19 protein-coding genes are annotated in these 20,441 nt (G+C 42.5%); 7 read left to right on the forward strand and 12 right to left on the reverse strand.

Translation table 11 applies throughout. From position 1 onward, the window contains the following. Window positions 1-46 precede the first annotated feature (46 nt). Genes A5882_RS02035 through A5882_RS02050 form a run of 4 tightly spaced genes read right to left on the reverse strand, consistent with a single transcriptional unit; the run spans window position 47 to window position 5,018 of the window. A complete protein-coding gene (locus A5882_RS02035; RefSeq protein WP_086372372.1) occupies window positions 47-1,699 on the reverse strand; it encodes an extracellular solute-binding protein in 1,653 nt (550 codons plus the stop codon). A gap of 21 nt (window positions 1,700-1,720) precedes the next feature. After that, window positions 1,721-2,635 carry a carbohydrate ABC transporter permease gene (locus A5882_RS02040; RefSeq protein ID WP_008379474.1) on the reverse strand — a complete coding sequence of 305 codons (915 nt, stop codon included), beginning with the start codon at window positions 2,633-2,635 and terminating at the stop codon, window positions 1,721-1,723. Window positions 2,636-2,650: 15 nt separating this feature from the next. Then, a complete protein-coding gene (locus A5882_RS02045; protein ID WP_008379472.1) occupies window positions 2,651-3,604 on the reverse strand; it encodes a sugar ABC transporter permease in 954 nt (317 codons plus the stop codon). Between the two features lie 55 nt (window positions 3,605-3,659). Beyond that, window positions 3,660-5,018, reverse strand: a complete 1,359-nt coding sequence (locus tag A5882_RS02050; RefSeq protein WP_005233770.1) for an alpha-L-fucosidase — start codon at window positions 5,016-5,018, stop codon at window positions 3,660-3,662. 296 nt (window positions 5,019-5,314) lie between these two features. On the opposite strand from A5882_RS02050, the gene A5882_RS02060 reads away from it, so the two are divergent. Genes A5882_RS02060 through A5882_RS02075 form a run of 4 tightly spaced genes read left to right on the forward strand, consistent with a single transcriptional unit; the run spans window position 5,315 to window position 9,677 of the window. Then, window positions 5,315-5,944, forward strand: coding sequence for a YesL family protein (locus tag A5882_RS02060; RefSeq protein ID WP_005233769.1), 630 nt, complete (start codon window positions 5,315-5,317; stop codon window positions 5,942-5,944). A 15-nt stretch (window positions 5,945-5,959) separates the two neighbouring features. Beyond that, window positions 5,960-7,831 carry a beta-N-acetylhexosaminidase gene (locus A5882_RS02065; protein ID WP_086372373.1) on the forward strand — a complete coding sequence of 624 codons (1,872 nt, stop codon included), beginning with the start codon at window positions 5,960-5,962 and terminating at the stop codon, window positions 7,829-7,831. An 18-nt stretch (window positions 7,832-7,849) separates the two neighbouring features. Further along, window positions 7,850-8,347, forward strand: a complete 498-nt coding sequence (locus tag A5882_RS02070) for a hypothetical protein (RefSeq protein ID WP_086372374.1) — start codon at window positions 7,850-7,852, stop codon at window positions 8,345-8,347. Between the two features lie 25 nt (window positions 8,348-8,372). Next, window positions 8,373-9,677 (forward strand): alpha-L-fucosidase, encoded by a 1,305-nt coding sequence (locus tag A5882_RS02075; protein WP_086372375.1) that lies wholly within the window; start codon window positions 8,373-8,375, stop codon window positions 9,675-9,677. A 238-nt stretch (window positions 9,678-9,915) separates the two neighbouring features. On the opposite strand, the gene A5882_RS02080 is transcribed toward A5882_RS02075, so the two are convergent. The 8 genes from A5882_RS02080 to A5882_RS02120 all read right to left on the reverse strand — a co-directional run bounded on the left by A5882_RS02080 (window position 9,916) and on the right by A5882_RS02120 (window position 18,712). Continuing rightward, a complete protein-coding gene (locus A5882_RS02080) occupies window positions 9,916-10,416 on the reverse strand; it encodes a GNAT family N-acetyltransferase (RefSeq protein WP_086372376.1) in 501 nt (166 codons plus the stop codon). A gap of 150 nt (window positions 10,417-10,566) precedes the next feature. Beyond that, window positions 10,567-11,868 carry a family 20 glycosylhydrolase gene (locus A5882_RS02085; protein ID WP_086372377.1) on the reverse strand — a complete coding sequence of 434 codons (1,302 nt, stop codon included), beginning with the start codon at window positions 11,866-11,868 and terminating at the stop codon, window positions 10,567-10,569. Window positions 11,869-11,887: 19 nt separating this feature from the next. Beyond that, window positions 11,888-14,155: a helix-turn-helix domain-containing protein gene (locus A5882_RS02090; RefSeq protein ID WP_086372378.1), complete on the reverse strand. Its 2,268-nt coding sequence runs from the start codon at window positions 14,153-14,155 to the stop codon at window positions 11,888-11,890. Between the two features lie 129 nt (window positions 14,156-14,284). Next, a complete protein-coding gene (locus tag A5882_RS02095) occupies window positions 14,285-15,211 on the reverse strand; it encodes an ROK family protein (RefSeq protein WP_086372379.1) in 927 nt (308 codons plus the stop codon). 530 nt (window positions 15,212-15,741) lie between these two features. Next, window positions 15,742-16,278, reverse strand: a complete 537-nt coding sequence (locus A5882_RS02105; RefSeq protein WP_008379457.1) for a flavodoxin domain-containing protein — start codon at window positions 16,276-16,278, stop codon at window positions 15,742-15,744. A gap of 19 nt (window positions 16,279-16,297) precedes the next feature. Further along, window positions 16,298-16,879, reverse strand: coding sequence for a TetR/AcrR family transcriptional regulator (locus A5882_RS02110; RefSeq protein ID WP_086372380.1), 582 nt, complete (start codon window positions 16,877-16,879; stop codon window positions 16,298-16,300). Between the two features lie 282 nt (window positions 16,880-17,161). Continuing rightward, the gene (locus A5882_RS02115; protein ID WP_005233743.1) at window positions 17,162-18,343 is read right to left on the reverse strand and encodes an AI-2E family transporter; all 1,182 of its coding nucleotides are present in this window, start codon (window positions 18,341-18,343) and stop codon (window positions 17,162-17,164) included. A gap of 15 nt (window positions 18,344-18,358) precedes the next feature. Next, window positions 18,359-18,712, reverse strand: a complete 354-nt coding sequence (locus A5882_RS02120; protein WP_034872148.1) for a PTS glucitol/sorbitol transporter subunit IIA — start codon at window positions 18,710-18,712, stop codon at window positions 18,359-18,361. A gap of 118 nt (window positions 18,713-18,830) precedes the next feature. On the opposite strand from A5882_RS02120, the gene A5882_RS02125 reads away from it, so the two are divergent. Genes A5882_RS02125 through A5882_RS19700 form a run of 3 tightly spaced genes read left to right on the forward strand, consistent with a single transcriptional unit; the run spans window position 18,831 to window position 20,418 of the window. After that, the gene (locus tag A5882_RS02125) at window positions 18,831-19,853 is read left to right on the forward strand and encodes a lactonase family protein (RefSeq protein WP_086372381.1); all 1,023 of its coding nucleotides are present in this window, start codon (window positions 18,831-18,833) and stop codon (window positions 19,851-19,853) included. Window positions 19,854-19,872: 19 nt separating this feature from the next. Further along, a complete protein-coding gene (locus tag A5882_RS02130; RefSeq protein ID WP_005233740.1) occupies window positions 19,873-20,223 on the forward strand; it encodes a hypothetical protein in 351 nt (116 codons plus the stop codon). A 33-nt stretch (window positions 20,224-20,256) separates the two neighbouring features. Then, window positions 20,257-20,418, forward strand: a complete 162-nt coding sequence (locus A5882_RS19700; protein WP_005233739.1) for a hypothetical protein — start codon at window positions 20,257-20,259, stop codon at window positions 20,416-20,418. Window positions 20,419-20,441: the final 23 nt, after the last annotated feature.

The raw sequence follows: 20,441 nt of genomic DNA on the forward strand, positions 1-20,441 counted from the left end.
CGGGTGGAGATTGATTGTCTCGACCCGTTTCCCTTATCGTATGATATTAGTTTGCTTTCCAGCGGTCATAGGCCGTTTGATAGACTTCGACATATTCGTCAATGCCCATTGCTTCGATCGTTTTCACATAATCGTCCCAATTGTCTAATGGCTCGACACCTGTGATAAACTTCGCTTCCATTTGTTCTACATAAGTTGTCAAATCAGTGGCAGTGGCTGCTACTTTGTCATTTTCTTCAATCGTTAAATACAGTAGCGGAAATGGTACTTCAGCGATGTCTTCCATCTTTTCTGCCGTTTCTTGTGCAACCCAATCACTAAAACGAGTATCTGGTTCTTCATCAGCCGTTTTGCGGATATGGTATTCACCTGTTGTATCAATGACAATGTTTGGTGTAGTCAATCCATACGCCGGCGTGATTTTGCCGCGTTCGTCTTCCGTGTTTTCTGTATCAATGCCATCCACATAAACCCGGACTTTTTCGCCATCCGCATTTTCTTGGTACTCCCAAAGAACACCTTCTGGCCCTTGTTCAATATATTTTGTACCTTCTTCCGAATAGAAGTAATCCACCCAACGCATGGAAGCTTCTGGGGAAGGATTGACATTGGTCAATGCAAAAGTTCCGCGGGAGATTCGTGGACTGCCAGGAATCTTGGCTTCTGGTGCCCATTCAGAGGTCAACGGTTGGAACATTGGATCGTTCATTGCCTCTGCCTCACTACGACCAGTAGTAAAGAAGCTGAAATAGTCGGCAAAAAGCCCTAGTTGATTGTTTTCACCCTTCGCTTTTTTCTGCTCATCGGACTGTCCATAAACTTCTTTATCCAGTAATCCTTCATCGTACAGTGTATTCATGTATTCCAAGAATGCTTTGTAGTTTTCTGATGTCGGTGTGTAGGAGACCACATCATCGTCCACTTGAATCCCGCGAGTCCGTAAGCCAAAGGCGGCCATCAACCAAACACGTGTCGAGTTCATATCGACATCCGTCAATGGAATCTCGTCTGCTTGACCATTTCCGTTAGGATCTTCGTCTTTGAAACGCGTCAACAATTCTTGCAGTTCCTCTGTGGTTTTCGGCAGTTCTGATACACCTAAATTATCTAGCCACGTGCCGTTGTACCACATCGGGCCTTGCCACCAGATTGAAGTCGCATTCCGAGAGATCATTGGTAAGGAGTAAATGTGCCCATCTGGCGTGGTGATCGATTTCAAGATTGAGGGATCTTCTTGCGTCAGTGCATAAAGATTTGGCATGATTTCTGGCGTGATATACTCCTCTAAGGGAAGTAAAATCCCTTGTGAACCGTAATCGATCTCCATCGAAGCCGTCAGTGCTTGCGAACCAGCACCGTAAACGATATCCGGCAAGTCGCCGGAAGCAAAGGCTAAGTTCAGTTTCGTACTAAAGTCAGCCGATGGCGGTGTCGTATAAGTCAGTTTGATACCGGTTTTTTCTTGGTAATCCTGTAGCGTCGGCATGTCTTCCCACTCGGCCATTCCCACACCTGGTGCCATGATATTCAAGGTCAGCTCTTCGCCTTCTTTGATGATTGGAAATTGGCTGTCATGATTGATAGCAACCTCTTTTTTTTCTCCAGTTCCCTCATCTGAAGAATTGCCGCAGGCACCCAAGACGAGGGTACTGCATAAAGCGACGCCCGCCATTCCTAAAAGTTTCTTTTTTAATCCCATTTTCTTCCTCCTTTGATTTTTTTATCCTTTAATTGAACCGACCATCATGCCCTTGACAAAATACTTTTGTAAGAACGGATAGACGATGATTACCGGTAACGAAGAAACGATCATGACACCGTACTTGATGACTTGAGCGAGTTGCTGTTTGCTGTATAGCATATTCGCCATTTCTGAAGTCACATTGCTGACGGTATTTGAAGACATATCTTGAAGAATCAAAATTTCTCTTAAAATCATCTGCAGCGGGTACATCGATCGATCAGAAAGATAGATCAATGCGTTAAAGAAGCTGTTCCAATGTCCGACGCCATAGAACAAAGCCATTACCGCAATGATCGGCGTTGATAATGGTAAAACGATCTGCATGAATAGACGAAAATCGGAACAACCATCCACAATCGCTGCTTCTTCCATCTCTCGCGGAATTGTGGATTGAAAAAACGTTCGTGTGACAACCACATTGTAAACCGAGACGGCCCCTGGAATCACCAGTGCCCAAACGGTATTCAGCATACCTAAGCTGCGAATCAGCAAATAGCTGGGAATCAAGCCACCAGACAGGAACATGGTAACCAGCATAAAATTGGTGAAGGCCCGTCGCCCATAAAAATCTTCTCGCGATAACGCATAGGCACAAGGCAAGGTTACCAAGAGATTGATCGATGTTCCTAACACTGTATAGTAGATCGTGTTCAAATAGCCACGCCAGATACTGCTGTTGCCCAATAATGTTCGATAGCCTTCGAAGGTGATTCCTTTTGGTAAAAGCCACATTTCACCTGAGTTTACCAGATGCGGATTTGAGATCGAAGCGCTGACGATATAGATCAGCGGATATAAAACGATCAGCAATGAAATTGCTAAAAACACATAAACAAAAATCAAAAAGATTTTATCAGCACGGGTATCTTTTATTAAAGAAGTTGTTTTCACTTTTGGTCCTCCCTCCTACAATAGACTAGAATTGCTTAAACGTTTGGCAATATGATTGACTACGATCAACAATACGGAATTGATCAATGAGTTAAATAGGCCGACTGCCGCAGCAAAACTGTACTGCGCATCTAACAGCCCTTGCTGGTAAACAAAGGTCGCAATCACATTCGAGGATTGCATATTCAAAGGATTCTGCATCAAGATGATTTTTTCAAACCCAACTGACATCAAGCTGCCGAAGCTCATGATCAATAAGATCACCATCGTGGGCATGATCGTTGGAATATTGATATACCAAACGCGTTGCAGACGAGAAGCGCCATCGATCGTTGCCGCTTCGTGCAGTTGCGTATCGACTCCAGATAGAGCTGCCAGATAAATCACAGACCCCCATCCCGTTCCTTGCCAAACTCCGGACAGGACATAAATCGTTTTAAACCAACGGGGATTAGTCATAAAGCTGATCCGCTCGAAACCCAAAAATTCTAATAGGTGATTGATGATCCCTGTTGAAGGAGATAAGAAAGCAATGACCATACCAACCATGACCACCACAGCAATAAAGTTTGGGGCATAGGTGACTGTTTGGGTAATCTTTTTAAACGGGCCGTCTTTGATCTCATTCAAAGCCAATGCCAGGATGATCGGCAGCGGAAAACCGACAACCAATGAATAGATACTGATTCCTAAAGTATTTTTGATGAGTTCCCAAAAATAATAGGAATCGAAGAAACGTTGAAAATGTTTAAATCCAACCCAAGGACTGCCCAAAATCCCTAATGAAGGCATATAATCCTTGAATGCAATAATGATTCCATACATCGGTCCATAAGAGAAAATCAAAATAATCAAAAATGCTGGCAACACAAACAAGTACAATTGCCGATTTTTCTTGATTTTCATTTTTATATCCTGTTTCTTTGTTTTAGGTACTGAAACGGTTTGTCTGATTGGCGCTGTTTCCATTCTTCCTCCTCCTTGCTTGGTGTTAGCCTTATCATGAATTGTATTCGCTTTCAAATCAATGTGTATTTTTTTCCCTATGTGTCGAAACGCGAATCCCAACTGCCCCAACGTTCGGCTGACTGATATCCGACCATAAGAGGTACGGTTCGGTAGCGTTTTTATAGACTGGTAACGCTTTTTTAGTGGCTAGATCAATTAGCTCGTCTTCTTCAGTTGCGCCAATCTCTGTTAAAGGAATCTGTTCGAAAGCGCCTGCAGCGATACTGCGAAATGCAAAATGAGCCTTGCCCTCTTTTTGATAGGTCAAATGCCATTCATTTGGCCAAGCTATTGGGTTCGCCCGCGTTTCATAGATGCCTTCACCATATAGCGCCAACCAATTGCCGATTTCTTCTAAGCGTTGGGTCTCTTCGAATGTAAATTCGCCATCAGGTGTTGGGCCGACACCTAAAATCAAATTTCCCCCTTTGCTGACTACCTCAATCAAGGTTTCCAGCAGTTCTTGGCTGCTCTTGAAGGTATCATTTGGCACATATCCCCAATCATTCCCAATCGGGATATTGCTTTCCCAAACTTTTTTAGGAATTTCTGCTAATGCAGGAATTTTGCGTTCTGGTGTCACATAGTTTTCATGACGGCCACCCATCATTCGATCAACGATGATCAATTCCGGCTGTTTCTCACGTGCAATCTCAGCTAAACGATCCATTTGTAGGTCTTCTTTTCCTTGCCCGCACCAACCGGCATCTAGCCAAAGAAAATCGACTTTTCCGTAATTGGAAGTAATCTCTACAATCTGACGATGCACAAATGACACATAGCGCGCCCAGATTTCTGGGTGAAGGTGGGTGTCATAGCTGGCATGACGGCCTTTGACGGTATCATCATCCAACCAGTAAAAAGGAGAATACCAGTCAGCTTTAGAATAGTAGGCTCCTGTTGCAATCCCTGCTTCTTGAAACGCCGTAAACACTTCTTGTAAAATGTCGCGTTTAAAGGGACTTAATTTCCCGCCGATTTTAAACTCTGACTCCATTGTGTTGAACATCGAAAACCCATCATGATGCTTTGTTGTGAATAAACAGTACTTAAATCCCGCCTTCTTACAGATCTTGGCCCATTTACGGGTATCCAGCTTCTTCGGCTCAAATTGATTAATCAACTGCCAATAATCCAAACGCAGTGCTTCGATAGTTTCTCGATAGGGCTGGTTTTCTCTAGCCCATTCATCTTTTTCAGATAATTGCCATGATTCAACGATCCCCGCTTCAGCATACAGCCCATAATGGAAGATTACTCCGAATTTCAAGTCTTGAAACCATTCCAGACGCTGCTTGAGCATTTCTGTTTCTGGGACCCACGCTGCTTGCTCTCTCTCCTTGGCTTCTTCAATATCGCCGCGAATTTTTGTCATGCATTTGCACTCCTTTCTTTGTTCTAAATGTAAGCGAAAAAAAGTCCATCTAACAATATGTAACTTTTTTCACTGTGTTAAACCAAGCAAGAGCGTTTGCAAAATTTGTAATGAAGAAAGCTTCCTTCCATAAAAACGTGAGGAGAAATAAAGCGGGTCAAACATATTTGCTGTGTTTTTCCTGTATGGGATGTGTGATTTTTTCATCCATGCCCATTATCCATGGATCAATGGTACGATAAGGACAACAATTAAAGCGGATACAAAATGGTAATCCGTAAGAAAGTGAGGATTTTATGAAACAATCCAATGGTCTTTATCATGTTTCCTATCAAGTCGGTGAATGGCTCCTCCATTGCCTAAAATTGCAGTTTCTTTGGTTTTATTGGGTATTTCGATATGGGATATTTTTAGGCATTTTCCCTGCCACCGCTACGATTATCCAAGCTTTTTTCAACAGTTTCCAAAAAAAGGAACGCCCAGCGGCTTTGAAGCCTTGGTTCAGAACTGTCGTGAAAAAAAATTTCCGTCGCGCCAATCAATTAGGAGCCATGCAGGCGGGTTTGCTGCTTTTCTTATGGCTAGAATTGCGCATCTCTAGTACCTTTATCCAAAATAGCTTGATTCACTTTTTTTTGCTGCTGTTGTTTATCAGTGCCCTTTTGATCAGCTTGTATCTGCTGCCAGTGTATTTGCGTTATGACTTGCCCCTTCTTCACTATTTTAAACAAGCAGTAATACTGATGGTTATCAGTATTCCCCAAACGATTGCGATGATTTTGGGAATCTTAGTAACTACAATCATTTTGACTTTTTTACCGATTTTATTAGTCATCGGCTTTGTTCCTTTTTTCCTTTTTCCAAATAGTTGGTTCTCTTTTCAAGCGATCCAACGTTCAGAATCATTGCTGATAAAAGAAACTTAAGAAGGGACGTTCGTAATGAAAGACATTTTTATCCAAAGTAATGAAAATCTTGATGATTTTTTTAGTCACATACTACCGGAACTAGCGTTGCGAGAATCACCGCAAGGGCATCCATTACAGCTGATTCAACGGCCCGGTTCTCTGAAAATTTGCCACGGTCCGCTAGCAACAATCATTTACTATCAAGAAAAGGCCCATTTATTTCGGGCATTAACTTTATGGGTGCATGAAGACCGCCCAGTCTATGTCTTAGAAGAACAGCCGCATTTTGAAGCAATTGGACCAATGATCGATCTGTCCCGCAATGCAGTAATGACCGTTGAAAAACTGCAACGCTTTATTCTATTGACAAGCAAGATGGGGCTTAATCGTCTCACGCTTTATATGGAAGACACTTATGAAATTCCAGAGTATCCTTATTTTGGTCATTTACGAGGCCGTTATACACAAGGTGAGTTAAAGAAGCTTGATAGCTACGCGCAATCTATAGGTGTAACTTTGATTCCGGCGATTCAAACATTGGCACACTTAACGAATCCCTTAAAATGGGGATTTGCTAAAAACATTCGGGACACGGAAGATATTTTACTGGTGGGAGAAGAAGAAACATATACCTTTTTGGAAGCAGCGATCCGTTCGATCCGTTCGTGTTTTACGACGGATCAGCTACACATTGGCATGGATGAAGCACACCAATTGGGGAAAGGAAGATATTTGGTATTGCACGGTTTAAAAGACCGTTTCTCGATTATGGCCGAACATCTGCAGCGGGTAGCTGCGCTTTGTCAAAAAGTGGGTTTTAAGCCGATGATGTGGAGCGATATGTTTTTTAGGATCGGTGCACCTACTGGTGATTATTACGATCCAGACGTGTGTTTTCCAACAGAATTGTTTGCTGACCTTCCTGCTGTCAAAATGGTTTACTGGGATTATTACCACCATGATCATGCCTCTTATCAGCGAATGTTTGCGAAACATCGGGAATTAAAACAGCCGATCGTCTTTGCTGGAGGTATCTGGACTTGGAACGGTTTGGCGCCGAACTATGGCAAAAGTTTTGCCACCATGCGTCATGCCTTGCAAGCCGCCAAAGAAAACGATGTTCAGGAAGTTTATGCCACACTTTGGGGCGACGACGGAGCCGAAACACCATTGATTGCTGCGCTACTAGGTTTGCAATATTTCAGTGAAGCGCAGTTTGGAAACGACCTTTCGTTAGAGAAATTAACTAAAAAATTTCAGCTCTTTCACCAGTCAGTTAGTAGCGATTTCTTGCTGCTTGATCGTTTTGATCAAACTGCAGGTGTACCAGAAAACAATCCTCACGGAGAAAACCCCAGCAAGCTACTGCTCTACCAAGACTTGCTGTATGGTTTGTATCAGGAAAACTTAACCGATCTTTCTTTAGCATCCCACTATCAAGCATTGGCTCAAGAGTTGGCCGCTGTGAAATCAACACGGGACACACAAACGATGTTTGCCTTTTATCAGCAGCTGGCTGATGTTTTGGCACAAAAAGCCTGTATTACCGACCAAATCACCAGTGCCTATAAAAGCAAGGACTTCACGGAATTGCGCCAAGCAGTCGATGAGCTCAGTGTCTATAAATCCGCCTTGCAATCCCTTTATGAAGCCCATCGTCAAGTCTGGTTCGACTGGAATCGACCTTTCGGTTTTGAGATTATCGATCTGCGCTATGGGGCCCTGCTGATGCGCTGTGACACGACACTCTGGCGGCTTACTGCCTTCTTGGACGGGGAGCTCGATACTTTGGAAGAATTGACTCAACCGTCCTTACCAATGGTGACCCCTTTCAGCGGCAACACTTCTGTGGGTCGCAAATTATTTCATGGAATCTATAGTGCGGGGAAAATTTCTGATGTTTAAAAGAAGGAGTGAGAAATTATGAAAACATCCTTGCTGCGCCGAACCATCATCGTGAGTTTGCTGGCTGTTGTTAGCCTATTCTTTCTCTATTTTCTAACAACCGATTCTTCTGCTCCAGTTCATGCCCAACCTTCAGAAAAACTGGAGATGACAGGTAATATTACAAATCAAGCAGCGGCGGAGGCTTGTTTGGCAGTGCTGAAAGAAAATTTACAAGCAGCCTCTGACCAAGATGCGACAGCTTATACCGCCACGCTCGTGGCAGCGGCGCGAGCAGAGACGAGCCAAGAATTGGCTGCTTTTTTTGCAGAAGAACAGCTGCAGCACACGCTGCTTTCTTTTGAAGTCGTTAAACAAGAGACAGGATCCATGCTGGTCGCGGCGCAGCAGAAAACGATCAGCCCAAAAGATTCTTCCTACCGTGATCACATCACAGAGGCTTACCATACTTTCGTTAAGGAAGCAGATGGCTGGAAAATTCAAGAAACAGTCATGACGAATACAGAATTTCTTTAAGTGAGTGAAAAAGGAGTGATTTTTAATGAGAACGTATAAGAATTGGCCTGCCAACTACCCTGATCCAAACTGGTTCCTCCATGATCGGTTTGGCTTATTCATCCATTTCGGCCTATTCAGTATTGGCGCTCGACACGAATGGTTTATGACGACAGAAAAAATTGAACCCACCACCTATCGCGAGAACTATTTTTCTCAGTTTGATCCTGATCTTTTCAACGCGGAGGAATGGGCTCAAACCGCAAAGAAGGCCGGTTTTCAATACATGGTCTTCACGACGAAACATCATGAAGGCTTTGCCCTTTGGGACACCGCGCTCAGCGACTACAAAGTAACCAACACCCCATTCAAGCGAGACCTCTTAGCAGAACTGCTGCCGGCATTTCGCAAGGTAGGCATTAAGGTCGGACTGTATCATTCGCTGATCGATTGGTATCATCCAGATTTCACGCTCGACGGCCTGCATCCGCAACGAGAGACTATTCAAGCCCGTCAAGCCAATGACCAGCGGGACATGCGCCGTTATCAAGATTTTTTGGCTGGTCAAGTCACCGAACTATTGACCAATTATGGAACCATCGATTATATGTGGTTTGATTTTCCTTATAGCCATCGAGATTGGGGCTGGTCAAAAGGCAAGGGTGCCGCCGATTGGGATAGTAAGCGGATCGAAGAAATTTGCCGAAGTCTACAGCCGGAGATGTTACTGAATGACCGTTTGGATTTGGGCCGAGGGATTACCACCCCTGAGCAATTCCAACCAGACAAACCATTAGAAGCGAATGGATTGCCTTTAATATGGGAAGCGTGCCAAACGATGTACGAAACGTGGGGCTATGATCGTGATGCTCAGCACTGGAAATCCAGTGAAATGATGACCAAAATGCTGATTGACACAGTAGCAAAAGATGGGAACTTTCTCTTAAATATCGGCCCGAATGCTCGTGGAGAAATCAACTTACCAACTCGCGGCCATTTAGAAGCCATCGGTTCATGGATGCATTATCATCAGCAAGCGATTATCGGCTGTGGTGCCAGCACTTTTCAACCGCCTATTGACAGTCGTTACACCCAAAACGGGAATAAACTTTACTTGCACCTCTTCTCCTACCCCTACAAATCCTTGCATCTTCCGGGACTTGCAGGATGCGTGAAGCATATCCGTTTCTTACATGATGGCTCCGAGTTGTTTTATCGAGGATTTGATCCCGAGGAAGTTCTCACGTCAACGGAAGCCATCATCAACAAAGAGGACCTTGTTCTCAGCTTACCCGTCTGCTCCCCAGATGTGTTGGTACCAGTGGTCGAAATCACTTTAAAAGAAATATAAGCGCCTATTGCACTGTCCTAAATGAATATTTTATTGATACAAAAACATTGTCCTTACTTTCTTTACAAAAAAATGACTAGAAACTGATCGTTTCTAGTCATTTTTTATGGCTATTTTTTCAAAAACTCCCCAAATTCGCTTATACGAAAGTAGCGAGCTAGCTTGTTGAACAGGTGATGAGAACATGCAAACAAGCTGCGGGATTAATCCTTTTTTAAAGGTACTTACCACGGGAGGGTCAAAGTTCCTTAGACAAATAAAGAACAAGATCGTCATTGTTACAACAAGGCACATTCATCGCACAATTCTGATTATTGAACCAAACACCAGATCCATCTGGAATATAGCCTTGTTTTACATACAGTCTCTGGGCCGATCCATAACCATTGTGTAAACCTACCCCTAATGTCACCACGGCAGCTATTTCTCGTGCCTTTTCTTCGGCTGCTTTTAAAAGCTGACTGCCTACCCCTTGTTTTTGATAAGATTCAAAAACATTAAAATCCACAATTTCTGGGTACAAGCCTTTAAATGGTCCGTGCTTTGCTAGAGGGACCAATGTCAAATACCCGGCAGTTTTGTTGTTTATTTTGGCAAGCAAAATGTATCTCTCCCCCGCTTCTTGCTCGTTTAAATACTCCATCAAGAGCTGCTGGCGAGAAGGCCACCCTTGCTTTAAAAACATTTGATCCATTTCAAGGGTATCTTTTTTCTTCAACGGTTGAATGTCTATGATCACTTATTGCTCCATTTCTCCCCTCACTCGGAGTTACGTTCATTTTATCAAAATACTATTGGCTTTTGTTTCACTTGTCGCTAAACTTATTCATCATAAAGAAAACAACAGGGATTGTCAGCGATGTGCCCTTTCACCCAATTCCTCTAACAATCAGCTGAGTGTCGCTTCCCACCCATCATAAAGCTTTCGAAATGTCTCTTTTGGTCGATTTGGCTCATTATAAACTTTTTGGCTAATGGCCGCTTGGAGCCAAAAAATCGCTTGGATCACTTCACGACTAGTCTGAGCCTCAGGTACATCCGCCCAGACGGATAAAGCGATCGCCTGTGTTTGGGCAAGCTGTTCCTGTGCAACTTGTTGTCCATTGGCAAACGTCGTCAACTGGAATTCATTGCTGATTTTTTCGTAAGTTGGGTAGGTATACCCTGCCGCTTCTCCTAAGACATAATAGAAAAAATTATCATTGTGATTGATCATGGTATAGCCCTTTTCAAAAAAGACATCCGCCGGCGCCATATTCTGGTTCCAACGGGTCCAATAGGAGATTTGACAATTCTCCGTCAACGTTGTCTGCTCTTGGCGATTCAAGCGGTAAAAACCATCATTCCAGACCCGCACAACAAAGCCGAGACTTTCAACAAAGGCCGCCAGCTCATTGACATAATCAATAAAGACTTCGATTCCGCTGGCTTTTTCCCCATAGCGCTCGCGGGCAGCTTCGATCATTTGTGGAAAGTTTTCTAACTGGTCAAAATCAATAAACTCATCGGCCCCGATGTGAAAATAGGTGCTGTCTTCAAACAGTTGCGCATATTCTCGATAAACTTCCTGAATAAAGGCTACCGCTTCTGAATCCAAAATGTTCAGTGCTCGATCATCACGAGTGCCATCTGCTGTCGGCAATTGCCATTGAGGTTTTTGTGCTAGGACTTGACGCAAATGACCAGGAGAATCAAAATCAGGGATAATGGCAATTGCATGATTTCGAGCATACGCAATCAATTCACGAATTTCTTGCTTGGTCAAACATTCTTCCGAAACAATTTCTGGAAATTGCTGGGATTCAATCCGAAAGCCTTCGTTTTCCGAAAAATGAAGTTGCAGATGCGTGAATTGGAAGCAAGCCATGCTGCGGACGATTGCTTTCAAATCAGCAAGCGAATAAAATTTGCGCCCAATATCGATCATCAGACAGCGTTCTTTAAGCGCTGCTAGATAGCTTTTCTGTGCTAATTGACCCGTCGCCTGATCTCGGCCATATTTGGTTAACGCGTAAAAGGCATGTTCTGGCGAGGACACACTGATTGTTTGGTTTTCAAATCGAAAATCAGCATCCAGCTGCGGATCGATCACTATTTTCGGTAACGGATCTTTCGCCGACTGCCAACCTATTTCCTCAAAAAAGACGGCTGCTCGTTGCTGAACTTTTGTCAAATCAACTTGTTTGTTCATCTCATTTTCCCCCATACTTTCAATAATTTCTCATTTTTTGGTTCATTTCACGGTATTGCCCTGGTGTCACACCCACTATTTTTCGGAACTTTCTCGTATAATTGGAAACATCATAATACCCATTGTTGCGAATAATTTCTTTGATTGGCAAATCTGTTTCAATCAGTTCCTCTTTGATTTTTTTCAGTCTTAGTTCTTGAATATATTTGGAGAAGGTTTTGCCGCTTTCTTTTTTTACAAAACGGCTGACATAAGAGACAGAAACACCAACCTCCTCTGCCACCGATTCCAAGGAGAGCTGTGAGGAATGGTAATTTTCTTGAATAAAACTGAAGATTTTCTCATTCATTTCCGACTCGTCATCCAGCGGCTGTTTCTGCACCTTTGTACAAATCTGCTGGGCAATCGTTAACAAGGCCGTCTGCAATTGATTCAAGCTGTTGAAATCGGCACTTTCAGAAGCAGTATGCAGTACCTCTGCCCCCACCAATTCACCGCCGACTTGCGCAATCGTATTCAACAAGTAGTAGCCGTACATTTTTTGGACACGAGGCGAGGTCTGCTTGCTCTCGCCTTCTTCAATCAAACGTTGGATCGTTTCACTGGCAATTTCAATATTTCCTTGATTCAAGGCTTGGATCAATTTTAATTTTTGATTGTCTGGATAATTGATCGGTAAATGTTTGGTCTCTTGGGAAAGCTCCGCATAGTAGCTGATTTGCTTCCCTTGACTTCCTTGATTTTCCAGTGCCGCCAATCCTTCGATATACGATTCATTAATAGCCGTTAGTTGATCCACCGTCATCCCGACACCCATTGCGGGTGTTAGGGAGATCGCTTGGGTAATTTTTTCCGCGATAGCATCTACAATTTCTTTTTGTTCTTTGCCATCAACAAAGCCAACGGTCAATGCCAGCATTTCTGTGGACAAAATTTCAGTGGCATATGCCGTATAATCAGCCTCTTTGATTTCTTCGATATAATCAATTAAAAATTTCTTATCTCCTTGCTTGGCTTTGGTATCAACAGTTTTCGTATCAATGGCGATCACAAAGTAATTCGACTTAGGAAAACAAACATGGACAGCTTCCAAAAGCAGAGCCAATTCTTGTTCTGAACGGAAACGTCCACTCATTAATTTGCGCAATACTTGTTCTCTCGCATGGGGTGTTTGTAAACGTACTTCCTGATGCAGTTCTTGGTGCTCTACCAAAAATGCCGCTAGCGTATTATGGACATCATCCATCGAATGAAGGGTCATTTTGGGGTCCCGATGAAACTCCTGAACCAGATTTTCGATTTTGCGAATTGGGCGATAACTACGTAACCCAAGCATCACGACTGCAGTGATACCCGTAAATAATATGGCGATAAATACTAGGACGAACTGCTCTTGTACACGGTTGACCGATGCCAGCGCTTGATTCGGATTAGCAACGGCTACAACTGAAATATTCAATTCATTATTGGCAATCGCTTGAACAAAATACGTTGATTGTTCAAACCGCATTCGTCCTGTTTGAATGCCTTTTTTCATGCGTTCGGGATGATTTAAAAAGCGCGCTAACTCATCATTGGTGGTACTGGCTAATAACTGGTACTCATCATTGATAATATAGGTGTTACTGATCCCATCGTTATTGCTGAGATCAAGAATTCTCTTCAAATTGTTCTCTTTGATTTCATAGATCGCTGAGCCATAGACAGTCATCTCTTCACTTTGAATGGGAACGATATAAAAGAAACGGGAATATCGCTGCTCCTCACCGGCGCCTTCTAATGTCAACAATGTAGGCGCTGAGGAATCCAATTGTGCGGCTAACTGTTCCTGGCCCATTTCATTTTTCGGCAGTACTTTTTTCAAAAATGTGTCAAAAGAGAATGATCCTACGGTTGAATACAAGGTTGCTGGGGACTCTTTATAATATAAATAGACTTCTTCGACTAAGTCGTTGGTGATTTTGTACGTTTGCATGGCCTCTCTTGCTTCTTTGGTCAAGTAAGGATGCTGCAAATATTTCAATGAGACAACATGATCATTGGTCATTTTTTGCGTCAGATAATTCAATTGAATAAACGTATTTTCTAAAGAATATTTCAACTGAATCAATTGATTTCTAGCGGTCAGCATCACTTGTTCATTGATACTTTTGACAGATGTATCATACCAAATCCATGACACGGCTAAAAAAGGCACTAAAAACACGATTAAATAAGAGCTGATGGCACGAATGATTCCCCTAAATAGTTTTTGACGATTCAGTTCCGTGTACTTTCCCATTTGCATCACCTATTCTCTGTTATTTCGAAAGCTCAAAAACGCTTTCATTTATCGGTACTTATTTAGGAGAAAAGAATGTATGATACTCTAATAAAATACGCTTTATTTTAATAAAAAACAATGCTTTTTTACAAGTCAGCTATCAGGCTTGTATTTTCTTAACCAGTTATAACAAGCGCCCAATAAATTAGATTCATTGCCGAAACGACAGGCACAAATGTTTGGCACGATAACAGTACTAGGAATTTGCTCAGCAATCATAGCTAATCGTACGTTTACATGTGGGATCAAGAAACGGCTCGCACTGATTCCACCGCCAATCAAGATGATTTCCGGATCAATCATATATTGCAGGCTATAGCAAGCCGCCGCCAGTTTATCGACAAAATCAGCTACTACTGGCAGACATCGCGGATCTTGTTCTTGAACCAGTGTATCAATACGCTGGCCATTGATTGTTGGGTCTCCGATACGTTTTGCTGTTTTCTCTACTAATGTTCTGGTTGACCCTGCGATGCTCCAAAGTTCCCAATCCTTCCTTTCGGTCGGAAAAAGCAGATAACCAAACTCTCCTGCTAGTAAATGTTTGCCGCGAATCAATTGATGATCGATCATCAAGCCACCGCCAACGGATGTACCTAGGACAATTGTCGCAAAGGACGCACAATTTTGAGCGTGACCCAACCATTTTTCTGCCAATAGCGCACAGTTGCCATCATTTTCGGCAGCAACTGGACATTGGTATGTACTGCGCAAATGCTTAACCAGTCTTTTACCAAATCCTTCATATAAAGGTGATGTCATCCCGATTTCTTGGCTTTGTGGATCAACCAGTCCCGTTGAGCTAATAGCGATGCCATCAAATGCTGCTGCATAGAATGCATCGATCTGTCGACATATACGTTGCGTGACTGTGGAATATTCCTTGTTCATAGGAAATTGAGTCAATTGTCTGCGTTCCCCTTGACTATTCACTAACCCACATTTAATAGCAGTACCGCCAATATCAATTGCTAAAATCCACATTTTCTTGACCTCACAAGGTTTTCTTTTGTCTTGCATCCAGTATACGCAACCAATGTTTTCAGCGACCATATGTATTTCTTGCAACAATATGTCAAATCCGTCCAAGCCATAAAAAAGCCCGCAACGAAAGATATCTTGCATTTAGAAAGAATATACATTGTACATACAGAGATAGCTTCTCTGCTTATTTTTTTAGCACTTGAAAGACCTGGTTTAACGTTCAGCTTCACAAAAGTGTTCATCATGCAAAGCTAAAAAATAGAACTATTAGATACAATGTCTGAGAATTTTATAAACAAAGGAATCAGCTACTCCCGTTTTTTCTATTAAGATAAGCTATAAACAAAAAAACCGTCACGCATAAGACATCCTCTCATGCGTGATCGGCATTCTACTTACTCATTGAATTTTAGGAATAGATCAAACAATTTTAAGAACTTAGTTGCAGACTCTTGGTGTCACAACAAAAAATCTATTCGCAGTAAACTAATTTTGTTCTGTTCTTACACTCTGGTCACTTATTGCTCATTTGATTCATAAAACCTCAATAAAGCGCTTGTGCTCGTTCAATACAATTCCTGCTCCAAATAATCCACCAACGGAACCAAGTATTTTTTATCCGTCCAATCGCAATCTTGTCCATTGGCTTCCATGAGTACCTTCGTCTGTGGGTCATAGGTGTGTGGCTCTTTTTTAGCGGCCGCTTTTCTTAACATTTTCACTAAGGTTCGATCGAAAAAGTTCATTTTGCTTTCCTGCCATTGTCCTCTTCCGTAAAAAAAGGGGATGTCCTTTAGCGGACCCGTGAGATTCTGTTCTCTGAGTTTTTTCACTACCACTTTTTCAGGAACAGAAGCTCCCGCACAAAAGATGAGTATCTCTTTGCCTTTTAGCTGATTGCTATTCTTTTTTAAAAAGGACAGTCCAGCAATACCCGAAGCATAGATTCCCCCACAGAAGATAATTGTGTCATAATCCATTACTTCAGCTATTTTGGCTTTTGGGGTTTCTAGGCAGGGAAAACCTGTTGCTTCTTGAAGCCAGTGGACATACTTTTTGACAGCGCCGTATTTCGATTGATAAACAATAATGCCATTTTTCATGAGGAATTCCTCCCTGCAGTTAGGACTGCGACCTACTTTTTGCGCCATCTATTGCCTGTTTCAAAAACATCTCGTAAGCTTTTTCCTGTTGTGCATAGATTTCATCTAGTGGAATACCAGGTGTCGTTACTGCGAAAATCGTACCGATTCCGATCGTGTAAATGAGCATATGCATGTGTAGCTGTTTGGCGGTTTCTATGCTAATATTCAAATCGGCGGCAATCCTTTGGGCTACTTGAGGATTCGTCTCCAACTGATACAGCTCTTCTAATGACGAAACATTCGCTCTTTTTTGTAAGACAAAAATTCTCAAAATTTGGGGTTCTTCTTTCGCCAATTGCAAATATGCGTGTCCGGTACTGCGAAACAGATCCTGGGTGTCACTATGGGCTTCTAAAAACTCTTGTAAAAATTGCCGTGCTCTCTGCTCTACTTCTGTCCGCAGTCCTTCCATATTGGTGCAATAACTATAAATGGGCTGGACTGAACAGCCTAACCTTTCCGCAATATTTTTTACAATCACTTGCTCCATACCGCCTTTTCGAGCAATCTCAAAAGCGGCATCAACCACCATTTCCTTTGTTATTCGTTGTTTTGGCATCCAAGTCCCTCCCTAAGCACAAGTCACATTATATAAACGATTTATATAACTCGATTATATTCTTTTGTTCCTGCGAAGTCAATCGGGTCCAAGACACTACTCCCTCGCTCTTTCTATTGAATAAAGAGCTGTCGATTTCTCACAAATCATCGTTCATAGGTTGTAAATCTTCCGTTACTTTCCAATGATTGCTGGCTCTTTTATCCGCACAAAAAAGGTACAGCCCACAGAAAAAGGCTGTACCGTTGATAATACGTATGGACTCTTTTGCACTCGAAGCTGCTAAACTTCTGGGGTGTCCTCTGGTGGTGCTTCGAGGATTGGTTCTTCCTCTTCATACAAGGAGGAAACCCGCGTATACCATTCAAACACATGGGTAATGATCACCTTGGCAGCCGCATAGACAGGAATCCCTAAAATGACCCCAACAAGACCAAACAATTTTCCTGAAGTCAAGAGGACTAACAGGATCGTGACAGGATGGATCGACAACTCATTTCCTAGAACTAATGGCGAAATCAAGCGTCCTTCAATGGTTTGCTCAATAACAAAAACGATCAGAACTTGGATCAGTAACACTGGTCCGCCGACGATTCCTAAAAAAACCGCAGGGATCATGGCCAAAAAGGAGCCTAAATAAGGGATCAAATTTAGAAATCCCGCTGCAATCCCCAGTGTGATGGCATAATCTAAGCCAATAATACTAAAGCCGATCATAAACATCACTGCGACCGCAAACGCCACTGTCAGCTGTCCCCGAATATAGGAGGATACCTGGTCATTCATTTCTTTTAAAACGATCAGTGACGGCTGGCGCATTTTGGTTGGTAAAAATTTGACAAAATAAGGGGCTAGTTTGCGGCCATCTTTCAGTAGGTAGAACAAAATAAACGGCATGGTAATGACCGCTAAAACGATCGTCGCAACGGCCCCGAAGAAACTACCTAGATTTTGAATCGTACTGCGGGAAAGATTTTGGACGATATCCGTCAGAGAAGAAATCAACTTCTCATTGGAAGCTTCGATCTGATCTTGGACTTGCGAGAAGATTGGATCAGACAAGATTTCATTCACCTTATTCTCAATAATCGTCAAATACCCCGGCAGATTATCCGCAAAACTCATGGATTGCTCTTGGATCTTAGGAATGATGACCACCACCCCCCAGACAATCAGACCAACCACCAAAACAAAAAGACCAAAAATACTGTAAATTCGTTTGATTCCTTTGCGCTCCAAATAGTCAACAGTGGGATTCATCAAGTAATACAAGATCCCCGCCAAAATGATTGGCAATCCGACGATGGCTAAAAATTGCCAGACAGGCTCAAACAAATATGAAACTTTCGTGAAGAGCAGCAAAATTAAGAGAATCAATAAAATGACCAGCAAGCTGGTCACTGCTTGATTGTTTAAAAACCATTTCCAAAACCAGGAATGCGGCTTTTTCTGCGTTTCTTTCATGACATTCTTTGCCTCCTAGTTGTACGTCACTTGCATGCCGACTTCTAGGTTCGGCAAAACAGTTGGCGTTAAATAAATCGCACTTGAAAGCGGTTCTTCATCCGGCACTTCGTCAAAGACAAAGGTCACATGCTGGATCGTTTGCAGGATTTGGTTAGCCACCGTTCCTACATATTGGACTTGATAGGTCTGATCACCAAAAGTAATCTGATCCTCTTTCTTTACGACTAACGCTTGCGAATCAGGAATCGTTTGGATGACTGAATATTCTCGCAATGTATCGGTCGCTTCTTCCCCAAAGAAGATGATCATTCTTTCTTGCGAATCGATCGCCTGTGGACCGATTTCTTTGATCGTCCCTTTTTTCATATGACAAACTCCCCTTTCTATCTTCTCGTTTATTATAACATAAAGAGTTTTTCTACCCGCCCAAAACCGCATTCTATGGTAGAATTAAATAGGAATGAAACTATTAGGAGGTTTTTTTATGTTGCAAACGATTTATTTAGGTACGTACACTCGTCGCGAAAGTAAGGGGATCTATTCGATCGCTTTAGATACGGAAAAAGGAACACTGACCGATTTGACCTTATGTGCGGAAGAAAAAAGTCCGACTTATCTTGCCCGCAGTAAAAAAGAAGCAGTTTACAGCGTCACAGAAGTAGCTGGCAACGGCGGTGCCGCTGCTTATACCCCAGACTTTACCTTGCTGAATACCGCAACGGAAGAAGGCGCACCCCTTTGCTATGTAGCAGTTGATGAAACCCGTCAGCTTTTATATGGTGCCAACTACCACAAAGGTGAAGTGAATGTTTATAAAATTCTAGAAGATGGCAGCATCGAAGCAACGGACAGCATCTACCATGATGAACCCGTCGGCTCTCATGAAAACCAAGACAAACCTCATGTCCATTATACTGACTTAACACCAGACCAACGTTTAGCAGTTTGTGACCTTGGAACGGACCGGGTCTATACTTATGATATTTCAGAAGATGGCAAACTGACAGAAGTAGCTGTCTATGTGGCAGAAGACGGAACTGGTCCTCGTCACTTAGTCTTCCATCCAAATAACCAATACGCTTACTTAGTGGGCGAATTAGACAGCTCATTGACTGTTTTACGTTACAATCAAGCAGATGGCAGTTTTGAGAAAATCCAAAAGGTGCCAACGATCCCTGCGGACTTTACGGATTTCAACAGTGGCGCTGCGGTACGTATCTCGAACGATGGACGTTTTGTTTACAGCTCAAATCGCGGTCATAATTCAATCGCTGTTTTTGAAGTAACCGATGAAGGCGCTGGCCTGGCTTTTGTTCAATCAATCTCAACAGAAGGCGACTTCCCTCGCGATTTCGATTTGGACCCGACAAACGATTATCTGGTTTGTGCCAACCAAAATTCTGATAACCTAACGTTATACAAACGCAATGAAGCCACTGGCAAATTGACTGTCTTAGAAAAAGACATCTACGCACCAGAATGTGTCTGCGTCTTATTCAAAAAATAAAGTTTTGGAGGATTCCCCCATGTTTGATAAAACACCAAAGGAACTCGTGCTCAAAGATTTTTCTAATATCTACAATAAATGTCAATCAACCTTTGAACTAGTGACGAGCCGCAAATACAATGAATCATTGGTCCTATTAACGACTGCGGAAACGTATGCGATCGCTGAAAAAGCCTATATTCGCTGCGATACTGCCAAAGAGCTGCAAACAGCGGAAGTCATTGCTTTCTTTGATGCTTTTGAGATCTATTATTTTGAATTAAAACAAGTCCTTTTTCATGATGACGATGATTTTGTTTCTTTAAAAAATCGTTTAGAAAAAATGAAAGACACTTACGAAGCATTGACAGCCTCATTTCATTTGTTATGATGAAATCAAATCAAAAGTGAAAAAGGTGACGTTATGAACCAAGAACAAGTGTTGGATCGTTTACGAGAAGAATTGGCCATGCCATTTTTCGAAGCAAAACTAGAAGACAAAGACTATTCCGAAGAAGACTATCAACAAGTCAAAGCGGATTTGGTAAAATACTTTGATGACTATGTACGTAATGTAGAAAATTAAGAAACAGCCTGCGATGATTCATT

The organism is Enterococcus sp. 4E1_DIV0656 (assembly GCF_002140695.1).
GTDB classification, from domain to species: Bacteria; Bacillota; Bacilli; order Lactobacillales; family Enterococcaceae; genus Enterococcus_D; species Enterococcus_D entomosocium.

Excerpts from the sequence above, each read along its gene's own strand:
- A5882_RS02105 (WP_008379457.1), bottom strand. The coding sequence starts at position 16,278 with ATGAAAAATGGCATTATTGTTTATCAATCGAAATACGGCGCTGTCAAA.
- A5882_RS02120 (WP_034872148.1), bottom strand. The coding sequence starts at position 18,712 with ATGAAAAAAGGGACGATCAAAGAAATCGGTCCACAGGCGATCGATTCG.
- A5882_RS02060 (WP_005233769.1), top strand. The coding sequence starts at position 5,315 with ATGAAACAATCCAATGGTCTTTATCATGTTTCCTATCAAGTCGGTGAA.
- A5882_RS02085 (WP_086372377.1), bottom strand. The coding sequence starts at position 11,868 with ATGAACAAACAAGTTGATTTGACAAAAGTTCAGCAACGAGCAGCCGTC.
- A5882_RS02075 (WP_086372375.1), top strand. The coding sequence starts at position 8,373 with ATGAGAACGTATAAGAATTGGCCTGCCAACTACCCTGATCCAAACTGG.
- A5882_RS02115 (WP_005233743.1), bottom strand. The coding sequence starts at position 18,343 with ATGAAAGAAACGCAGAAAAAGCCGCATTCCTGGTTTTGGAAATGGTTT.
- A5882_RS02065 (WP_086372373.1), top strand. The coding sequence starts at position 5,960 with ATGAAAGACATTTTTATCCAAAGTAATGAAAATCTTGATGATTTTTTT.
- A5882_RS02035 (WP_086372372.1), bottom strand. The coding sequence starts at position 1,699 with ATGGGATTAAAAAAGAAACTTTTAGGAATGGCGGGCGTCGCTTTATGC.
- A5882_RS19700 (WP_005233739.1), top strand. The coding sequence starts at position 20,257 with ATGAACCAAGAACAAGTGTTGGATCGTTTACGAGAAGAATTGGCCATG.
- A5882_RS02070 (WP_086372374.1), top strand. The coding sequence starts at position 7,850 with ATGAAAACATCCTTGCTGCGCCGAACCATCATCGTGAGTTTGCTGGCT.
- A5882_RS02095 (WP_086372379.1), bottom strand. The coding sequence starts at position 15,211 with ATGCAAGACAAAAGAAAACCTTGTGAGGTCAAGAAAATGTGGATTTTA.
- A5882_RS02130 (WP_005233740.1), top strand. The coding sequence starts at position 19,873 with ATGTTTGATAAAACACCAAAGGAACTCGTGCTCAAAGATTTTTCTAAT.
- A5882_RS02045 (WP_008379472.1), bottom strand. The coding sequence starts at position 3,604 with ATGGAAACAGCGCCAATCAGACAAACCGTTTCAGTACCTAAAACAAAG.
- A5882_RS02110 (WP_086372380.1), bottom strand. The coding sequence starts at position 16,879 with ATGCCAAAACAACGAATAACAAAGGAAATGGTGGTTGATGCCGCTTTT.
- A5882_RS02090 (WP_086372378.1), bottom strand. The coding sequence starts at position 14,155 with ATGCAAATGGGAAAGTACACGGAACTGAATCGTCAAAAACTATTTAGG.
- A5882_RS02050 (WP_005233770.1), bottom strand. The coding sequence starts at position 5,018 with ATGACAAAAATTCGCGGCGATATTGAAGAAGCCAAGGAGAGAGAGCAA.
- A5882_RS02125 (WP_086372381.1), top strand. The coding sequence starts at position 18,831 with ATGTTGCAAACGATTTATTTAGGTACGTACACTCGTCGCGAAAGTAAG.